16 protein-coding genes are annotated in these 17,594 nt (G+C 46.4%); 13 read left to right on the top strand and 3 right to left on the bottom strand.

From position 1 onward, the window contains the following. Positions 1-219: 219 nt before the first annotated feature. The 10 genes from AC6R00_RS12610 (at position 220) to AC6R00_RS12565 (ending at position 11,174) form a co-directional block, all read left to right on the top strand. Entirely contained in the window at positions 220-2,046 is a 1,827-nt protein-coding gene (locus AC6R00_RS12610) for a DUF294 nucleotidyltransferase-like domain-containing protein (RefSeq protein ID WP_500640631.1), read from the top strand. A gap of 10 nt (positions 2,047-2,056) precedes the next feature. Beyond that, complete coding sequence (locus AC6R00_RS12605; RefSeq protein WP_500640630.1) at positions 2,057-2,689, top strand: 3'-5' exonuclease; 633 nt, start codon at positions 2,057-2,059, stop codon at positions 2,687-2,689. A gap of 211 nt (positions 2,690-2,900) precedes the next feature. Further along, a complete protein-coding gene (gene acs, locus AC6R00_RS12600) occupies positions 2,901-4,850 on the top strand; it encodes an acetate--CoA ligase (RefSeq protein ID WP_004742956.1) in 1,950 nt (649 codons plus the stop codon). A gap of 301 nt (positions 4,851-5,151) precedes the next feature. After that, positions 5,152-5,601, top strand: coding sequence for a type II 3-dehydroquinate dehydratase (aroQ, locus tag AC6R00_RS12595; protein WP_004742955.1), 450 nt, complete (start codon positions 5,152-5,154; stop codon positions 5,599-5,601). 100 nt (positions 5,602-5,701) lie between these two features. Further along, positions 5,702-6,172 carry an acetyl-CoA carboxylase biotin carboxyl carrier protein gene (accB, locus tag AC6R00_RS12590; RefSeq protein WP_500640629.1) on the top strand — a complete coding sequence of 157 codons (471 nt, stop codon included), beginning with the start codon at positions 5,702-5,704 and terminating at the stop codon, positions 6,170-6,172. Positions 6,173-6,187: 15 nt separating this feature from the next. Further along, positions 6,188-7,531 (top strand): acetyl-CoA carboxylase biotin carboxylase subunit, encoded by a 1,344-nt coding sequence (accC, locus tag AC6R00_RS12585; RefSeq protein ID WP_171323715.1) that lies wholly within the window; start codon positions 6,188-6,190, stop codon positions 7,529-7,531. 127 nt (positions 7,532-7,658) lie between these two features. Continuing rightward, positions 7,659-8,546: a 50S ribosomal protein L11 methyltransferase gene (gene prmA, locus AC6R00_RS12580; RefSeq protein WP_004742952.1), complete on the top strand. Its 888-nt coding sequence runs from the start codon at positions 7,659-7,661 to the stop codon at positions 8,544-8,546. Between the two features lie 139 nt (positions 8,547-8,685). Further along, positions 8,686-9,648, top strand: a complete 963-nt coding sequence (dusB, locus tag AC6R00_RS12575) for a tRNA dihydrouridine synthase DusB (protein ID WP_500640628.1) — start codon at positions 8,686-8,688, stop codon at positions 9,646-9,648. A gap of 71 nt (positions 9,649-9,719) precedes the next feature. Further along, entirely contained in the window at positions 9,720-10,016 is a 297-nt protein-coding gene (gene fis, locus AC6R00_RS12570) for a DNA-binding transcriptional regulator Fis (RefSeq protein ID WP_000462885.1), read from the top strand. A gap of 177 nt (positions 10,017-10,193) precedes the next feature. Continuing rightward, positions 10,194-11,174 (top strand): sensor domain-containing diguanylate cyclase, encoded by a 981-nt coding sequence (locus AC6R00_RS12565; protein ID WP_500640627.1) that lies wholly within the window; start codon positions 10,194-10,196, stop codon positions 11,172-11,174. On the opposite strand, the gene zntR is transcribed toward AC6R00_RS12565, so the two are convergent. Beyond that, positions 11,171-11,614: a Zn(2+)-responsive transcriptional regulator gene (gene zntR, locus AC6R00_RS12560; RefSeq protein ID WP_500640626.1), complete on the bottom strand. Its 444-nt coding sequence runs from the start codon at positions 11,612-11,614 to the stop codon at positions 11,171-11,173. The two genes, AC6R00_RS12565 and zntR, sit on opposite strands and share 4 nt — an antisense overlap. Before the next feature lie 286 nt (positions 11,615-11,900). Between zntR and purH the strand changes: the two genes are divergently transcribed. Both purH and purD read left to right on the top strand, forming a co-directional pair. Further along, positions 11,901-13,493, top strand: a complete 1,593-nt coding sequence (gene purH, locus AC6R00_RS12555; protein WP_500640625.1) for a bifunctional phosphoribosylaminoimidazolecarboxamide formyltransferase/IMP cyclohydrolase — start codon at positions 11,901-11,903, stop codon at positions 13,491-13,493. Between the two features lie 198 nt (positions 13,494-13,691). Beyond that, on the top strand, positions 13,692-14,981 hold the full coding sequence (gene purD, locus AC6R00_RS12550) for a phosphoribosylamine--glycine ligase (RefSeq protein WP_500640624.1): 1,290 nt from the start codon (positions 13,692-13,694) through the stop codon (positions 14,979-14,981). 74 nt (positions 14,982-15,055) lie between these two features. On the opposite strand, the gene AC6R00_RS12545 is transcribed toward purD, so the two are convergent. Beyond that, entirely contained in the window at positions 15,056-15,757 is a 702-nt protein-coding gene (locus AC6R00_RS12545) for a DUF1481 domain-containing protein (RefSeq protein WP_500640623.1), read from the bottom strand. An 81-nt stretch (positions 15,758-15,838) separates the two neighbouring features. Beyond that, positions 15,839-16,111, bottom strand: coding sequence for a nucleoid-associated protein HU-alpha (gene hupA, locus AC6R00_RS12540; protein WP_004742945.1), 273 nt, complete (start codon positions 16,109-16,111; stop codon positions 15,839-15,841). A gap of 330 nt (positions 16,112-16,441) precedes the next feature. Here hupA and AC6R00_RS12535 point away from each other — a divergent pair, with 330 nt between their 5' ends. Next, positions 16,442-17,551, top strand: coding sequence for a CNNM domain-containing protein (locus tag AC6R00_RS12535; RefSeq protein ID WP_500640622.1), 1,110 nt, complete (start codon positions 16,442-16,444; stop codon positions 17,549-17,551). Positions 17,552-17,594: the final 43 nt, after the last annotated feature.

Below are 17,594 nucleotides of genomic sequence, written 5' to 3'. Positions count from 1 at the left end.
GTGAATAAATTGGAACAAAGCGGCGATATTATCGTTTGCTTTGCTGAGAATAAAAAGGGAATAATCGTCACAACTGCGTTTCCCTATTCTCACTATTTTCATCATTAGCAACGAAATGAGCAGACTTGTTTCATTAATAGATTCGACCAAAGTCGTCTGGAACAATTATGCCAATCCTGCACACTTAACCTATAGAGTGGCAATGAAGTAGGGTTCGCAATGCCAGATAAATTTAATATGCACTCCCCACCGTTTGATCGACTGGACAGCCAGCAGCAGAGCCGGCTGCGTAGCTCATTGGATGTCGCTTATTTCCGTGCCAAAGAAACCTTACTTCAGCCCGGTACACAGAGCCAGCACCTGCATATCCTGATCAAAGGAGCAGTCGAAGAGCGCTCAGAGGACGACAAAGAAATCTTTGCTCACTACGCTAATGATGATTTGTTTGATGTGCGTGCTCTATTTGAAGAGACGGTAAAGCATCGCTACATCGCATTAGAAGATACCCTTTGCTATCTATTGCCCAAGTCAGTTTTCATTGAGCTGTATAACGAGAATGGTCAGTTCGCCGCCTACTTCGACAACAACCTTGCCAAGCGCCAAGAGCTGATCGATGCGGCCCAGCAACAGCAAAACCTGGCCGAGTTTATCCTGACCAAGGTCGATAAAGAGATCTATCACCCGCCAATGATACTCTCTCCCGACCAACCGCTGAATGAAGTCACGCAAACACTCAAGCAAAATGGTATCGACTCTGCGTTGGTGCGACTAAACGACTCTGACGTTCGCCTCGTTGAAGATGAACACTCAATGCCCTATGGGATCATTACTCGAACCAATATGCTGCATGCGGTTATGCTTGACGGTCACCCACTCGACACTCCTGTAGGCAAAATTGCCACTTTCCCTGTGGTGCACGTTGAGGACGGTGAGTTTCTTTTTAATGCGATGATAAAAATGACGCGCCACCGAATGAAACGCGTGATGGTCGCCGATGGTAAAGAAGCGGTCGGCATGCTCGATATGACTCAGATCCTCAGTGCTTTCTCTACCCACTCGCACGTATTAACGTTAAGTATTGCCCGCTCGACCAGTATTGAAGAGTTGGCTCTCGCCTCGAACAGGCAACGAAACTTAGTCGAAAGTCTGCTTAATAACGGCATTCGCACCCGCTTTATCATGGAACTGATCTCAGCGGTCAACGAGCAGATCATAGAGAAAGCCTTTGAGCTGATTGTTCCTCCTGCCCTTCACGATCACTGTTGTTTGGTCGTTCTAGGCTCAGAAGGGCGTGGGGAACAAATACTGAAAACTGACCAAGACAACGCGTTGATCATCAAAGATGGTCTTCATTGGCACCAATGTGAAACCGTGATGGGTCAGCTAACTCATACGCTGCAACAACTTGGCTACCCACTTTGCCCTGGCAATGTCATGGTCAATAACCCGAAATGGGTTAAGACCCAGTCAGAATGGAAAAGCACGATCAGCCAATGGTCTAAGCCTAGCAGTGCAGAAAACGTCATGGACCTCGCGATTTTCACCGATGCTCATGCAGTCGCAGGCAACAAAACATTACTCGAATCCATCACGCAACATCTTAAGCAAACCATGCTGAACAACATGCTCGCGCTGCAAGACTTCTCACGCCCTGCGTTGCAGTTTTCTCTACCATTGACTCTGTTTGGCAATGTTAAGAAAGACAAACAAGGTGTCGACGTAAAAAGTGGCGGCATCTTCCCTATCGTTCATGGGATCCGTACCTTGTCGCTAGAATATGGCATTGAAGAGAAAAACACCTTTGAACGCATAGAAGCTTTAAGAGTAAAACGGATACTCGAACCAGAAACCGCCGACAACCTCAGTGAAGCACTTAAGTTGCTATTCAAGCTGCGCCTCAATCAACAACTGACAAATCAACACAGCCATAATCGCATCGACCTTAAACAAATAGAGCGTACCGAGCGAGATTTACTACGTCATAGTTTGCATGTAGTGAAAAAGTTTAAGCAGTTCTTGGGCTATCATTATCAGATAAGAGATTAGAGGCTGGTGTATGAATTGGTTGCAACGCCGTTATTGGTTTTACAAACTCAAGGGCTCTCTTTACCAGCCTCTTTTTGCCTCGGTGCAAAAAGGCGAGTACGTCTCGTTAGATTGTGAGACCACTAGCCTCGACCCTAAGCGTGCTGAGCTCGTCACCATTGCGGCGACCAAAATCATCGACAATCGCATTATTACCAGTAAACCGTTTGAAGTCAGGCTTAGAGCCCCGCAATCACTGGATTCTGGCTCGATTAAAATCCACCGCATCCGCCATCAGGATCTCGTTGATGGTATCGATGAAAAACAAGCCTTAATGCAACTGCTAGAGTTTATTGGTAATCGCCCATTGGTTGGCTATCACATTCGCTATGACAAAAAAATTCTCGATCTCGCTTGTCGCAAACAATTGGGCTTCCCTCTACCCAACCCTTTAATCGAAGTGAGTCAGATTTATCACGACAAATTAGAGAAGCACCTACCTAACGCATACTTTGATCTCAGCTTGGATGCCATTTGTAAGCATCTCGACTTGCCTTTGCAAGACAAACACGATGCCCTACAAGATGCGATTTCCGCCGCCTTAGTGTTTGTTCGATTAACAAAAGGTGACCTCCCTAGCTTAAATCTGCCCTATACCCGCTAACCTAACTTACGACCAAGTTCTCAATTTGCGTTTTAATTCCTTCATTTCAAAGCAGATCTATCTCTCTCATCCTAAAGTCTAATTGTCGAATTGTCGCCTGTGCTTGAAAGTTATGGGTATAGGGATTTTACAACGTCAGGGTCAGGTGACCTTATCGTTTTAAACGGACACTTGCTCAATTCACAAGGAATTAAGCACAAGGAGATAAGCAATGAGTGAAGCCCATATTTATCCGGTAAAAGAAAACATCAAAAAAAATACCCACGCGGATAATGATACCTACCAAGCTATGTACCAACAATCTGTGACAGATCCTGTTGGTTTCTGGAGTGAGCACGGAAAAATCGTCGATTGGATGAAGCCTTTCACTCAAGTAAAGAACACGTCATTTGATACCGGCCACGTTGATATCCGTTGGTTCGAAGACGGTACGCTAAACGTATCTGCAAACTGTATTGACCGTCACCTTGCTGAACGTGGTGATGACGTCGCCATCATCTGGGAAGGTGATGATCCAAACGACGATAAAACACTGACGTTTAACCAACTGCATAAAGAAGTGTGTGAGTTTTCAAACGCACTGAAAGAGCAAGGCGTGCGTAAAGGCGATGTGGTTTGTCTTTACATGCCAATGGTGACTGAAGCAGCCGTGGCCATGCTAGCCTGTACCCGTATTGGTGCGGTACATACTGTTGTATTCGGTGGCTTCTCTCCAGAAGCACTATCTGGCCGTATTATTGATTCAGACGCTAAAGTGGTGATTACCGCTGACGAAGGCGTGCGTGGTGGTCGTGCCGTTCCCCTGAAAAAGAATGTCGATGAAGCACTGACTAATCCAGAAGTAAAAACCATCGAAAAAGTTATTGTCATGAAACGTACTGGCGGCGACATTGACTGGCATGAGCATCGTGATGTTTGGTGGCATGAAGCAACCGCAAATGTTTCTGCTGACTGCCCACCAGAAGAGATGAAAGCAGAAGACCCTCTTTTCATCCTCTACACTTCTGGCTCGACAGGTAAACCTAAAGGTGTTCTACACACCACGGGCGGTTACCTTGTCTACGCTACCATGACATTCAAGTACGTATTTGATTATCAACCAGGCGAAACCTTCTGGTGTACCGCTGACGTGGGTTGGATTACCGGCCACACTTATCTGATTTACGGCCCACTGGCTAACGGTGCAAAAACGATTCTGTTTGAAGGTGTGCCTAACTACCCAAGCACAAACCGCATGAGCCAAGTGGTGGATAAACACCAAGTGAATATCCTCTACACAGCACCAACAGCGATTCGTGCACTTATGGCGAAAGGCAATGAAGCGGTAGAAGGCACTTCACGTAGCAGCCTACGTATTATGGGTTCGGTAGGTGAACCGATTAACCCTGAAGCGTGGGAGTGGTACTACAAAACCATCGGTAATGAAGATTCACCTATTGTGGATACTTGGTGGCAAACCGAAACAGGCGGCATCTTGATTGCCCCACTACCAGGCGCAACAGACCTCAAACCAGGCTCTGCGACTCGCCCATTCTTCGGTGTTCAGCCTGCTCTGGTAGATAACATGGGTAACATCATCGAAGGTGCGACTGACGGTAACCTAGTCATCCTTGATTCATGGCCAGGTCAGATGCGCACAGTATATGGCGACCATGAGCGCTTCGAGCAAACTTACTTCTCTACATTTAAAGGCATGTACTTCACCAGTGACGGCGCGCGTCGCGATGAAGATGGTTACTACTGGATTACAGGTCGTGTGGATGACGTATTAAACGTCTCTGGTCACCGTATGGGTACCGCAGAAATCGAATCGGCGCTCGTCGCTCACGATAAGATTGCTGAAGCAGCGATTGTTGGTATACCTCACGATATTAAAGGCCAAGCAATCTACGCTTACATCACGCTCAATGATGGTGAGTTTCCTAGTGCAGAACTGCATAAAGAAGTGAAGGACTGGGTGCGTAAAGAAATTGGCCCTATTGCAACACCAGATGTGCTGCACTGGACAGATTCATTACCTAAAACTCGTTCAGGTAAGATTATGCGCCGTATTCTACGTAAGATTGCTACAGGCGATACTAGCAACTTAGGCGATACTTCAACCCTAGCGGATCCAAGTGTGGTTGATAAGCTGATTGCAGAAAAAGCAGAATTGGCGTAATTACCAACACCACTATGTAGAACTTCAAACCGTCACATTATGTGGCGGTTTTTTGTTTTTACCGTCTAAAGTACTCCTCTCTCGCCCTTTCTCATTGAGCAAAAAGTGTTACCTCGGTTACAAAAATCCGGCTTCAAGCTGGGAGATTAGACCAGTAAATTGCTGCTAAATGCGCTGAATTAGCTATAATCTGGGTCTATTTCAAAGATTCACTGCTATTTTTAGTAAAAACTGCATGATGAATCCGAGATAATATGGGAATATTCCAGTTCATATCATGAAGTAGGAAGATGGCAGCACAATGACAGCAAAATCACGCATTCTTGTCTTAAATGGTCCAAATTTAAACCTGTTAGGTCTACGCGAACCCGCACATTACGGTTCTTCGACGCTACCGCAGATTATCGACACATTAACCAAGCAAGCGAATGAAGCCAATGTTGAACTCCAACATCTTCAATCCAATCGTGAGTATGAGCTGATCGAAGCTATCCATGCGGCATACGACAAGGTGGATTTTATTATCATCAACCCTGCCGCCTTTACCCACACCAGTGTTGCACTTAGAGATGCGCTGTTAGGTGTGGCTATCCCATTTATCGAAGTACATTTATCCAATGTGCATGCTCGTGAACCATTCCGTCATCACTCTTATCTCTCAGATAAGGCTGAGGGCGTGATTTGTGGTTTAGGTGCGCAAGGATACGAATTCGCTCTGTCTGCCGCGCTGAATAAACTGCAGGCAAAGTAACCCAACTGACGTTGAAGTCGTTCGCAGATGCTCAACGTAAATAAACACTCTGCAGCTCGTTTTGAGCTGTCTTATTCACAAGATAAAAGAGAAAGAAAAGATGGATATCCGTAAAATCAAGAAGCTTATCGAGTTAGTAGAAGAGTCTGGCATTGCTGAGCTAGAAATCTCTGAAGGTGAAGAGTCGGTACGCATCAGCCGTAACGGTACTGCTGCACCTGTAGCACCAGTTCAATACGCAGCAGCTCCAGCTCCTGTAGCGGCTGCACCAGCAGCGGCACCTGCTCCTGCTCCTGCAGCAGCGCCAGAAGCGGCAGCGGCTCCTGCAACTCCAGCAGGTCACCAAGTTCTTTCTCCAATGGTAGGTACTTTCTACCGTTCTCCAAGCCCAGACGCGAAGTCATTCGTTGAAGTTGGTCAAACAGTAAACGCAGGCGACACGCTATGTATCGTTGAAGCGATGAAGATGATGAACCAAATCGAAGCAGACAAGTCTGGCGTTGTAACCGCTATCCTAGTTGAAGACGGCCAACCAGTTGAATTCGACCAACCACTTGTTGTTATCGAATAATAGAGGCTCTCTCTTATGCTAGATAAATTAGTCATCGCGAACCGAGGTGAAATTGCACTTCGTATTCTTCGCGCATGTAAAGAATTGGGCATCAAAACAGTAGCTGTTCACTCAACTGCTGACCGTGACCTAAAACACGTACTACTTGCAGACGAAGCAATTTGTATCGGTCCTGCTCGTGGCATCGATAGCTACCTAAATATTCCACGCATCATTTCAGCGGCGGAAGTGACTGGCGCGGTGGCAATCCACCCTGGTTACGGTTTCCTATCTGAAAACGCAGATTTTGCTGAGCAAGTTGAGCGCAGCGGCTTTATCTTTGTTGGTCCTAAAGCGGAAACCATCCGCATCATGGGTGACAAGGTTTCAGCTATTACGGCAATGAAGAAAGCTGGCGTACCTTGTGTACCGGGTTCTGATGGCCCACTAGATGACGATGAGCAGGCAAACAAAGCACACGCTAAGCGTATTGGTTACCCAGTAATCATCAAAGCGTCTGGCGGCGGCGGCGGTCGTGGTATGCGTGTTGTACGTTCTGAAGGCGAGCTCATTGAAGCTATCGCTATGACGCGTGCTGAAGCAAAAGCAGCGTTCAACAACGACATGGTTTACATGGAGAAATTCCTAGAGAACCCTCGTCACGTTGAAGTTCAGGTTATTGCTGATGGTCAAGGCGGTGCTATCCACCTAGGTGAACGTGACTGTTCTATGCAGCGTCGTCACCAGAAGGTTGTTGAAGAAGCGCCAGCACCAGGTATCACTGAAGAGATGCGTAAGTACATCGGTGAACGTTGTACACGTGCATGTCTAGAAATCGGTTACCGCGGTGCAGGTACGTTCGAGTTCCTATACGAAAACGGCGAATTCTACTTCATCGAAATGAATACTCGTATTCAGGTTGAGCACCCAGTAACTGAAATGGTAACGGGCGTTGACCTAATCAAAGAGCAACTGCGTGTAGCAGCAGGTCAGCCTTTGTCATTCACTCAGGATGACATCAAGATCCGCGGCCATGCTATCGAATGTCGTATCAACGCAGAAGACCCAGAGCGCTTCCTACCTTCACCAGGTAAGATTGAACGCTTCCACGCCCCTGGTGGCATGGGTGTTCGCTGGGAATCACACATCTACACAGGCTACACAGTGCCTCCTCACTACGATTCAATGATCGGTAAGCTGATCACTTTCGGTGAGAACCGCGATGTTGCGATTGCACGTATGAAGAACGCACTAGGCGAGATGATCGTTGAAGGCATCAAGACTAACGTTCCTCTACAAGAAAGCATTATGAATGATGAGAACTTCCAACACGGTGGTGCCAACATTCATTACCTAGAGAAGAAACTAGGCCTGCAATAAGCAATTTCCGCTTTAGTCATAATGAAAATGCTCACTTCGGTGAGCATTTTTGTTTTCGCGCACTTGTTAGCCTTTTCTGCTACACTCTGCGCCAAATCACATCAATCAATGTAAAGAGCTCATACTCATGCCTTGGATTCAAATCAAACTCAATGCGACCAATGAAAACGCTGAACAGATCGGCGACATGCTAATGGAAGAGACTGGTGCGCTGTCTGTGACCTTCTTAGACGCGCAGGATACGCCTGTATTCGAACCTCTACCTGGTGAAACTCGTCTTTGGGGTGATACGGATATCCTAGCGCTGTATGACGCGGAAGCGGATACTAACTTTATCATTGAGCAAACCAAACTCAGCGGTCTACTGGCAGATGATTTCGCTTATAAAGTCGAGCAGTTGGAAGACAAGGACTGGGAACGCGAATGGATGGATAACTTCCACCCAATGAAGTTTGGCGAGCGTTTGTGGATTTGCCCTAGCTGGCGTGAAATCCCTGAGCCTGATGCGGTGAACGTAATGCTTGATCCGGGCCTTGCCTTTGGTACTGGTACCCACCCAACTACCGCTTTATGTCTTGAATGGCTAGAAGGCTTAGATTTATCGGGCAAAACCGTGATCGACTTTGGTTGTGGCTCTGGCATTCTTGCGATCGCCGCGATCAAGCTGGGCGCTGAAAAGGTAATCGGGATCGATATTGATCCTCAAGCACTGCTTGCCTCTAAAGACAACGCCGAGCGTAACGGTGTTGCCGACCAACTAGAAGTGTTCCTTCCTCAAGATCAGCCAGAAGGTCTGATTGCTGACGTGGTTGTTGCTAACATCTTAGCAGGTCCGCTACGCGAGCTTTCACCAATCATTAAGTCTTTAGTTAAGCCAAACGGCGAGCTTGCGATGTCAGGCGTGCTAGATACTCAAGCTGAAGATGTGGCTAACTATTACCGTGATGAGCTTCACATTGATCCTATCAAAGAGCAAAGTGAATGGTGTCGCATCTCTGGTCGAAAGCAAGGCTAGACAAGACTTTGCGAGCTAATTGACTGATTTTTGGGCATTTTGCGAAAACAATTTGTAAATGCTCAAATATTAGTCTTTTCACAGCGCTAAAAAATGCGTAAAATGCGCGCCCTTGCTGGTACTAAGCTGTGAAGACGTTTTGAAAATCGGAAACTACCAACTTAAGAATAATCTCATCGTTGCCCCTATGGCAGGTGTGACTGATAGACCGTTCCGTGAGTTGTGTCTCCGCTATGGTGCTGGAATGGCCGTCAGTGAAATGATGTCATCCAATCCAAAGCTATGGACAACGTCCAAATCAAAGCAACGCATGGTACATGAAGGCGAATCGGGCATTCGCTCTGTACAAATTGCGGGCGCTGATCCACAGCTTATGGCCGACGCTGCTCAGTTCAGTGTTGAAAACGGTGCGCAAATCATCGACATCAACATGGGCTGTCCAGCCAAAAAAGTGAATAAGAAGCTAGCCGGCTCTGCCCTGCTTCAGTATCCAGATATCATTGAAGATATTCTGAAGGCTGTGGTCAATGCAGTCGATGTCCCTGTGACATTGAAAACCCGTACTGGCTGGGATACAGATAACAAAAACTGTGTCCAAATCGCTAAATTAGCCGAAGACTGCGGCATTCAGGCTCTTGCTCTGCATGGCAGAACAAAAGCGTGTATGTACAAAGGTGAGGCCGAATACGACAGCATTAAAGCGGTCAAGCAAGCTATCTCAATTCCGGTTATCGCTAACGGTGATATCGATAGCCCAGAGAAAGCCAAGCATGTACTGGAATATACCGGTGCTGACGCTTTAATGATTGGACGCCCTGCCCAAGGTCGTCCGTGGATTTTTCAGGAAATCCAACACTTTTTGGAAAACGGCACCACGATGCCTGAGCTTCCTTATTCGGAAGTGAAAGACATCCTGCTTGGCCATGTGAATGCACTGCATGATTTCTATGGAGAGTATTTAGGTCCACGAATCGCGCGTAAGCACGTAGGTTGGTACCTAAAAGAGCATGAGCAAGCAAGTGAGTTTCGCCGTACCTTCAACGCCATTGATGCAGCTGAGCTGCAACTTGAAGCGCTTGAAGAGTATTTTGATAAAGCCTAACTAGTTGTGCTTTCGCCCCAACTACGACAGGTAAACGTTGCATCATAATTAAGAGAAGAGCTAGACCGAATATGTTCGAACAAAATCTGACTTCAGAAGCATTAACAGTAACTACAGTAACGTCACAGGACCAGATTACTCAGAAGCCACTACGTGACTCTGTTAAAGCGTCTCTTAAAAACTACTTGGCTCAACTTAATGGCCAAGAAGTAACAGAACTATATGAATTAGTTCTAGCTGAAGTTGAACAGCCACTACTAGATACCATCATGCAGTACACTCGCGGTAACCAAACTCGCGCAGCAACTATGATGGGTATCAACCGCGGTACTCTTCGCAAGAAACTTAAAAAATACGGCATGAACTAATCGTTCATTCGATATTTTGATTTTAAGAAGCCGGGCTTACGTCAGTAATCCCGGTTTTTTTATCATTAGACCCAGTGTTAGTTGCACGAATATTCAGCGATCTGTGATCTATTGCGATTGCTAACCTCGAAGTGGTCGATATAATAATCAATTACGTTTACGTTCGGACTAATCTACATGGTTGATATGCAAAGGGAAGAATGGCTGAGTCTTATGCTCTCCGAGCTACCTGATCGTCTGCTGATCATTGATGAGCACGGACGTATCGTAGATAGCTTTGGTGAAGCAACTCAATCTGATCCTGAGTTAACCAGCAAGTACCTCAAGCGTACGTTTAGCGAGATCCTTCCTGAAAACCTTGCTGAGAACTTGGAGCAACACTTCAGACACGTGTTAACCTCAGGTCAACGTAAAACTCTGCAATACTCTATGACCCCTTGTCAACAGCTGTTGCTTTCTATTGAAGAGCTTGAAGCTTGGAATGGCGTCGACGAAAGATGGTTTGAAGCCTCTCTCAAGCCCATCACATTGGCAAGCGGTGCCAAATATGTTCTGTGGCAAGAGAAAGAGATCACTAACGCACATCTTCAACAAGTTGAATTAAAGAAACTGGCTGAAACCGATGAGTTGACTGGCATATTAAACCGCCGTGCCTTTATGCTAAGACTGGAACGAGAGTTCGATAGTCCAACCCAACAGCACCTCTCTTGTTTGATGATAGATATCGACCACTTTAAAGAAATTAATGACCAAGTGGGCCACTTATCGGGTGATGAAGTCATCGTCCAAGTTGCGCATATTTGCCAAGGTTTAATTCGCTCCAGTGATTATATTGGCCGTTTGGGTGGTGAAGAGTTTGGTGTGGTGCTTTCTCGCACTAACGCAATTCAAGCGTACGATATTGCTGAGCGCATCCGTCACTCGATTGAGACCACACCTTGTCAGGTAGATGATCACATCATCTTGCCGACAGTGAGTATTGGGATTGCCGAGTTGAATGACCATGTATCATCCGTTAGAGAACTGATGGTACAAGCAGACAAAGCGATGTATTACTCCAAACAAACCGGTCGTAACCAAGTCACTCTCTACTACGAGAATCTTCCGGACATCAAGTCAAACACTGAGTTGAAAGCCAATATCCGCCGCGCTTCTTAAACCCCCTTTTCTATCTCACAGCAAGAGTCTTGGTGTTCTTCGCTCGCAAGTGCACCTAAAATCGAGCAATGACTGGCATCGTCATCAACGTGTCCACAGCAAGCATCATTAATTTTCTTCAGTGCTGTGCGAATTCGAGTTAATTCAAGAATCTTTTCATCAATCACAGAAAGCTTAGCTGTAGTGATCGCCTTAACTTCGGCGCAACTATGTTCTGTAGCCTCAAGTTTTATCTCTAAAAGTTCGCGAATCTCATCCAAGCTCAAACCTAAGTCTTTCGCTTTGAGGATAAAGCTGACTTGATCTTGGTTTTCTTCATTATAAAGCCGGTAACCTGAATCACTGCGACCTGCTGGTTTAATCAGCTGATTCTTTTCGTAAAAGCGTAATGTATCTGCGGTGACATTACAGCGCTTAGCCAATTCTCCGATCTGGAACATAACTTTTCCTATTAACTGTTTCGTTACGTTTTAAGCCTAAACTTGAGCTTTTCACAATTATTTTTGAGATGCCAAACGATTGCGCGAGCTTTTTTGTAATAAATTAGTTAGAATGTGCGCCATCAAACTCAGAGACTAGTTTACCACCAACAAATGTTGGAAAGGTCTTTACCAAAACTGGCCAATATCTTACTGCCTGATTGTAATCAAAGCATAAGAACAAGTTCATTTTTGGCAAATATCTTTATCTTACGTATTAACTCTGTGACTTTGAGGAAATGGAAGCATGACTAACGCTCGTCCTATTCGCCGCGCACTAATCAGCGTATCAGACAAAACTGGTATTGTTGAGTTTGCCCAAGCTCTTGCTAACCGAGGTGTTGATATTCTATCAACAGGTGGCACTGCTCGCCTACTGGCAGAAAAAGGCATCTCAGTAACTGAGGTATCAGATTACACTGGTTTCCCAGAAATGATGGACGGTCGTGTTAAGACGCTTCACCCTAAAGTACATGGTGGTGTGCTAGGTCGTCGTGGTCAAGATGACGACGTAATGGAAAAGCACGGTATCAACCCAATCGACATGGTTGTGGTTAACCTTTACCCATTCGCTGAAACAGTGGCGAAAGAAGGCTGCACTCTTGCTGACGCGGTTGAGAACATTGATATCGGTGGTCCAACTATGGTTCGCTCAGCAGCGAAAAACCACAAAGATGTAACTATCGTCGTTAACGCCCACGATTACGACCGCGTTATCACTGAGATGGATGCTAATGAGACGTCTCTGACTCTAGAAACACGCTTTGACCTAGCTATCGCTGCCTTCGAGCACACAGCCTCTTACGACGGCATGATCGCTAACTACTTCGGCACTATGGTTCCATCTTACGGAGAGAACAAAGAAGGTGACGAAGAGAGCAAATTCCCTCGCACATTCAACCAGCAGTTCATCAAGAAACAAGACATGCGTTACGGTGAAAACAGCCACCAAGACGCAGCTTTCTATGTTGAAGCAAATCCAGAAGAAGCCTCTGTTTCTACTGCTCGCCAAATCCAAGGAAAAGCCCTTTCTTACAACAACATCGCCGATACTGACGCAGCACTTGAGTGTGTTAAAGAGTTCGACGAGCCAGCATGTGTGATTGTTAAGCACGCTAACCCATGTGGTGTTGCGCTAGGTGGCAACATCCTTGAAGCGTATGATCGCGCATACAAAACTGACCCAACTTCTGCTTTCGGCGGTATTATCGCCTTCAACCAAGAGCTAGATGCAGCAACAGCAACGGCTATCGTTGAGCGCCAATTCGTTGAAGTCATCATCGCGCCATCAGTATCTGCTGAAGCAATTGAAGTGGTTGCAGCGAAGAAGAACGTTCGCCTTCTAGACTGTGGTGAATGGGCAACTAAGACGACGGGCTTTGACGTGAAACGCGTTAATGGCGGCCTACTGGTTCAAGACCGTGACCAAGGCATGGTAAGCCTAGATGACCTTAAAGTGGTTTCTAAGCGCCAACCAACAGAAGAAGAGCTAAAAGACGCCCTATTCTGCTGGAAAGTAGCTAAGTACGTTAAATCAAATGCGATTGTTTACTCGAAGGGTGACATGACTATCGGCGTTGGCGCTGGCCAAATGAGCCGCGTTTACTCAGCGAAGATCGCAGGCATCAAAGCGGCTGACGAAGGTCTACAAGTTGAAGGTTGTGTAATGGCATCGGATGCGTTCTTCCCATTCCGCGACGGTATCGATGCGGCTGCAGAAGCAGGCATCAAGTGCGTGATTCAACCGGGCGGCTCTATGCGTGATGACGAAGTTATCGCAGCAGCAGACGAACATGGCATGGCGATGATCTTTACCGGTATGCGCCACTTCCGCCACTAGAAAGAAGCGAGAGCGCTTCGCTTCTGGAAACGGGAACGCAGCGCTCCGAGAATTTGTTTTTTGGATATTCCGATATTTGAAATACGTTAGAGCAAGCCAGTGCCTTTAGTTCAAGGAAAACACGTGGAGCTTATGACTATAAGTGAGCATGTTTGACACAGAAATAAAGACACTGGCGCAGCTATAAGGATTTAAAAAATGAACGTACTTATCATTGGTGCAGGTGGTCGTGAACATGCACTAGGCTGGAAAGCGGCGCAAAACCCAAACGTAGAAACCGTATTTGTTGCACCTGGTAACGCAGGTACTGCTCTTGAGCCTAAGCTTGAGAACGTAAACATTGGTGTTGAAGCGATTTCTGAACTGGTTGCTTTCGCCCAAGAGAAAAAAATCGAGTTAACGATTGTTGGCCCTGAAGCGCCACTTGTAATCGGTGTGGTTGATGCGTTCCGTGAAGCGGGTTTGCAAATCTTTGGCCCAACCGAAGCTGCAGCACAGTTAGAAGGTTCAAAAGCGTTTACTAAAGACTTCCTAGCTCGTCACAACATCCCAACCGGTGCTTACGCCAACTTCACTGAAATCGAGCCTGCATTGGCTTACGTTCGTCAGCAAGGCGCACCTATCGTGGTCAAAGCCGATGGTCTTGCGGCAGGTAAAGGCGTTATTGTTGCGATGACTCTAGAAGAAGCCGAAGACGCAATCAAAGATATGCTAGCAGGCAACGCATTTGGTGAAGCGGGTAGCCGCGTGGTTATCGAAGAGTTCCTAGACGGCGAAGAAGCAAGCTTCATTGTAATGGTGGATGGTAAAAGCGTTCTACCTATGGCCACCAGCCAAGACCACAAACGTGTCGGTGACAAAGATACTGGCCCTAACACAGGTGGTATGGGTGCTTACTCTCCTGCACCTGTTGTAACCCCAGAAATCCACGAGCGTATCCTTGAAGAGGTTATCTACCCAACAGTTCGCGGCATGGATGCAGAAGGTCACCCTTACACAGGCTTCCTCTACGCGGGTCTAATGATCGATAAAGACGGCACGCCAAAGGTTATCGAATATAACTGCCGCTTCGGCGATCCCGAAACGCAACCTATCATGATGCGTATGGAATCTGATCTTGTCGAGCTATGTCTAATGGCTATCGATGAGAAGCTAGATGAAGCAGAGTCTAAATGGGATCCGCGTGCGTCTATCGGTGTGGTACTAGCTGCAGGTGGTTACCCAGCAGACTACGCGAAAGGCGATGTGATTTCTCTACCAGCGGCAGAAGTCGCAGGTCAGAAAATCTTCCACGCTGGTACTACTAACAATGCATCTGGTGATATCGTGACAAACGGCGGCCGCGTTCTTTGTGCAACAGCACTTGGTAATAGCGTTTCTGAGGCTCAGGATCAAGCGTACGCCCTAGCGAAGCAAGTAAGCTGGAATGGCATGTTCCACCGCAATGACATCGGCTACAGAGCGATTGCACGCGAGCAAGAGCAGTAAATCACAACATCAGTTGGCTTATCGTAAAAAGGCGCTCGTTTAGCGCCTTTGTTTTATCTATCTTTTGCCGGTTATTACTCTTCGATCAGAGTCGGTCGCTCAATACAGTCATGGCTATCTTCCGCCAGCATGAGCAATTGGTTTACCACAACCTTTTTGCTTCGCGTGGTACCCAAAAACGCCGCATAGCTGTCTACGCTCGCCAAGCGGTTTACTACAAAACTTGGTAATGTCTCGTTAAACTCGACTTGCTCATAGCTTTGTCCTGAACAAGTATCAAAGCTTGAGCCATCCCAATAGCCCTGAATCAAACGCACACCTGAATTGCTCTGCTCTTTGGTGCGAGTTGGAATAGTCAGCGCTTCTTGCTTAAGCCAAGCAATTTTATCAGCTTTCAGCGGCAAGACCTTCCCGTCGAGCCGGTACTGCTGATAGATCGCTTCGCCATCTTTGTTAAAGCGAATATGAATACGGTACGGAACTAAGCCTTGATTGTCTTTTAGCTGTTGCCCTTCACGAATCAGTTCTCGAATCTCGCCATCTTCCCATCGATAGTCAGATTTATACCAACCATAGTCTCCGGCGCTCACATAGTCCGCAGCGGTGTAAGGAAAAGATAAACGTTCGGTGTACCAATATAAGCTGGTCGCATCCCCCATACTCTGACCACCTGTATACTCAGTAAACTGGTCTAGGTTGGGAGTCGGAATACTCGAAGAGCATCCAACCAGTAAAGAAGCGATTAGTGAAGGTGCTAGAAGTTTTTTCATCGTCATAAACAAATATACGCCAAGATAGCAGCTACCTTGGCGTATTATATACAATTCCGAGTTTGAAACTCTGAAATCAGCAATAAATTATTTTACTGAATCTTTCAGTGCTTTACCTGCTACGAATGCAGGAACGTTAGCCGCAGCGATTTGAATCTCTGCACCAGTCTTAGGGTTACGACCAGTACGTGCTGCGCGGTGGTTAACTTTGAATGTACCAAAACCAATTAGTTGAACTTGGTCACCCTCTTTAAGTGCATCAGTCACACCTTCAAGAGTTGCTTCAAGAGCAGCTTTAGCTTGCGCTTTAGATAGGTCTGCTTTCTCTGCGATAAAGTCGATTAATTGGGTCTTGTTCATTAGGTTTCCCTTCTCATATGTTATCGAATTCAACTCACTCTAAAACATAAATGCCCCATCTGGCAAAGGTTTGTAAGCGATCTTTAGCTCTCATGACGCACTTTTAACCATATTCTGAGCATTAACTCACAATTTGTTACTCTGTCAGCAAGACTTAATACTTGTTTTTAACCTATTTTGGCCTTATTTATAGACATGCGAGAGCCCGTAAAGCCTGATATTTCGGGACCTAAAGCGAATATAAAATGCTCATATCAATAATGCGCAGGTACGAAAAGTCGCACTTTTCCGGCAAGAATTGATAGGGGTGTAAATCTACATAGGACACTTATGTTGTTGCTAACCATATACGTCACTGTTGCGATTGGCGTATCGTTTATCTGCTCCGTATTAGAAGCGGTTCTTCTGAGTATCTCACCAAGTTATATCGCCCAATTGCGTCAGCAAGGGCACCCCGCGGCTGAGCAACTGGCTAAGCTAAAAGCAGACATTGACCGCCCACTGGCGTCGATTCTGACCTTGAACACGATTGCCCACACCATTGGTGCGGCGAGTGCAGGTGCACAAGCTGCGGTTGTATTTGGTAGCGAGTGGCTAGGCGTTTTCTCAGGCGTGCTCACTCTAGGTATCTTAGTGCTATCAGAAATCGTACCTAAAACCATTGGTGCCACTTACTGGCGTCAACTAGCCCCAGTTTCAGCTGTAGTTCTGCGTTGGATGGTTTGGGCGCTAACTCCATTTGTGTGGTTCTCAGAGCAGATCACTAAGCGTTTAGCTCGTGGGCATGAAGCACCAAAAATGCGTGATGAGCTGTCCGCCATGGCCATTTTAGCCAAAGAGAGTGGCGAATTTGCAGAAGGTGAATCTAAGATCCTGACTAACCTGCTTGGTATCCAAGATGTGCCCGTCACTCAGGTGATGACACCTCGCCCTGTCGTTTTCCGCGTAGATGCCGAAATGACGATTAATGAGTTTCTCGATAAACATAAAGAAACGCCGTTCTCACGTCCTCTGGTTTATAGCCAGTCGACTGATAACATCATTGGTTTTGTTCACCGTCTTGAGTTATTTAAGCTGCAACAAGCAGGCTGTGGTGACAAGCAACTCGGTGCGATAATGCGTCCTGTGCATGTACTCTTCAACACTATGGCACTGCCAAAAGCGTTTGAGCAGATGATGGCAAAGCGCCTGCAATTGGCGATGATCGTCGATGAATACGGCACCATTCAAGGTATTTTGACTCTGGAAGATGTGTTTGAACACTTAGTTGGTGAAGAGATTGTCGATGAAGCGGACCGTACCACTGACATGCAAGAGCTTGCTTTTGATCGCTGGGAGAAGTGGAAAGAAAAGCACGGCGTAATCGAGAATCGTGATGACGATGAAGAGCTTATTGAAGAACCCGTAGATAAGCCGAAAGAGAATAAAGACGAGAACTAGTTAGCTGGATAACTGGATAACTGGATAACTGGATAACTGGATA

The organism is Vibrio sp. R10-SF1-ISO8, from assembly GCF_059833805.1.
The sequence above is the reverse complement of the archived record's forward strand: the minus strand, read 5'-3'. Positions and strand labels throughout refer to the sequence as shown.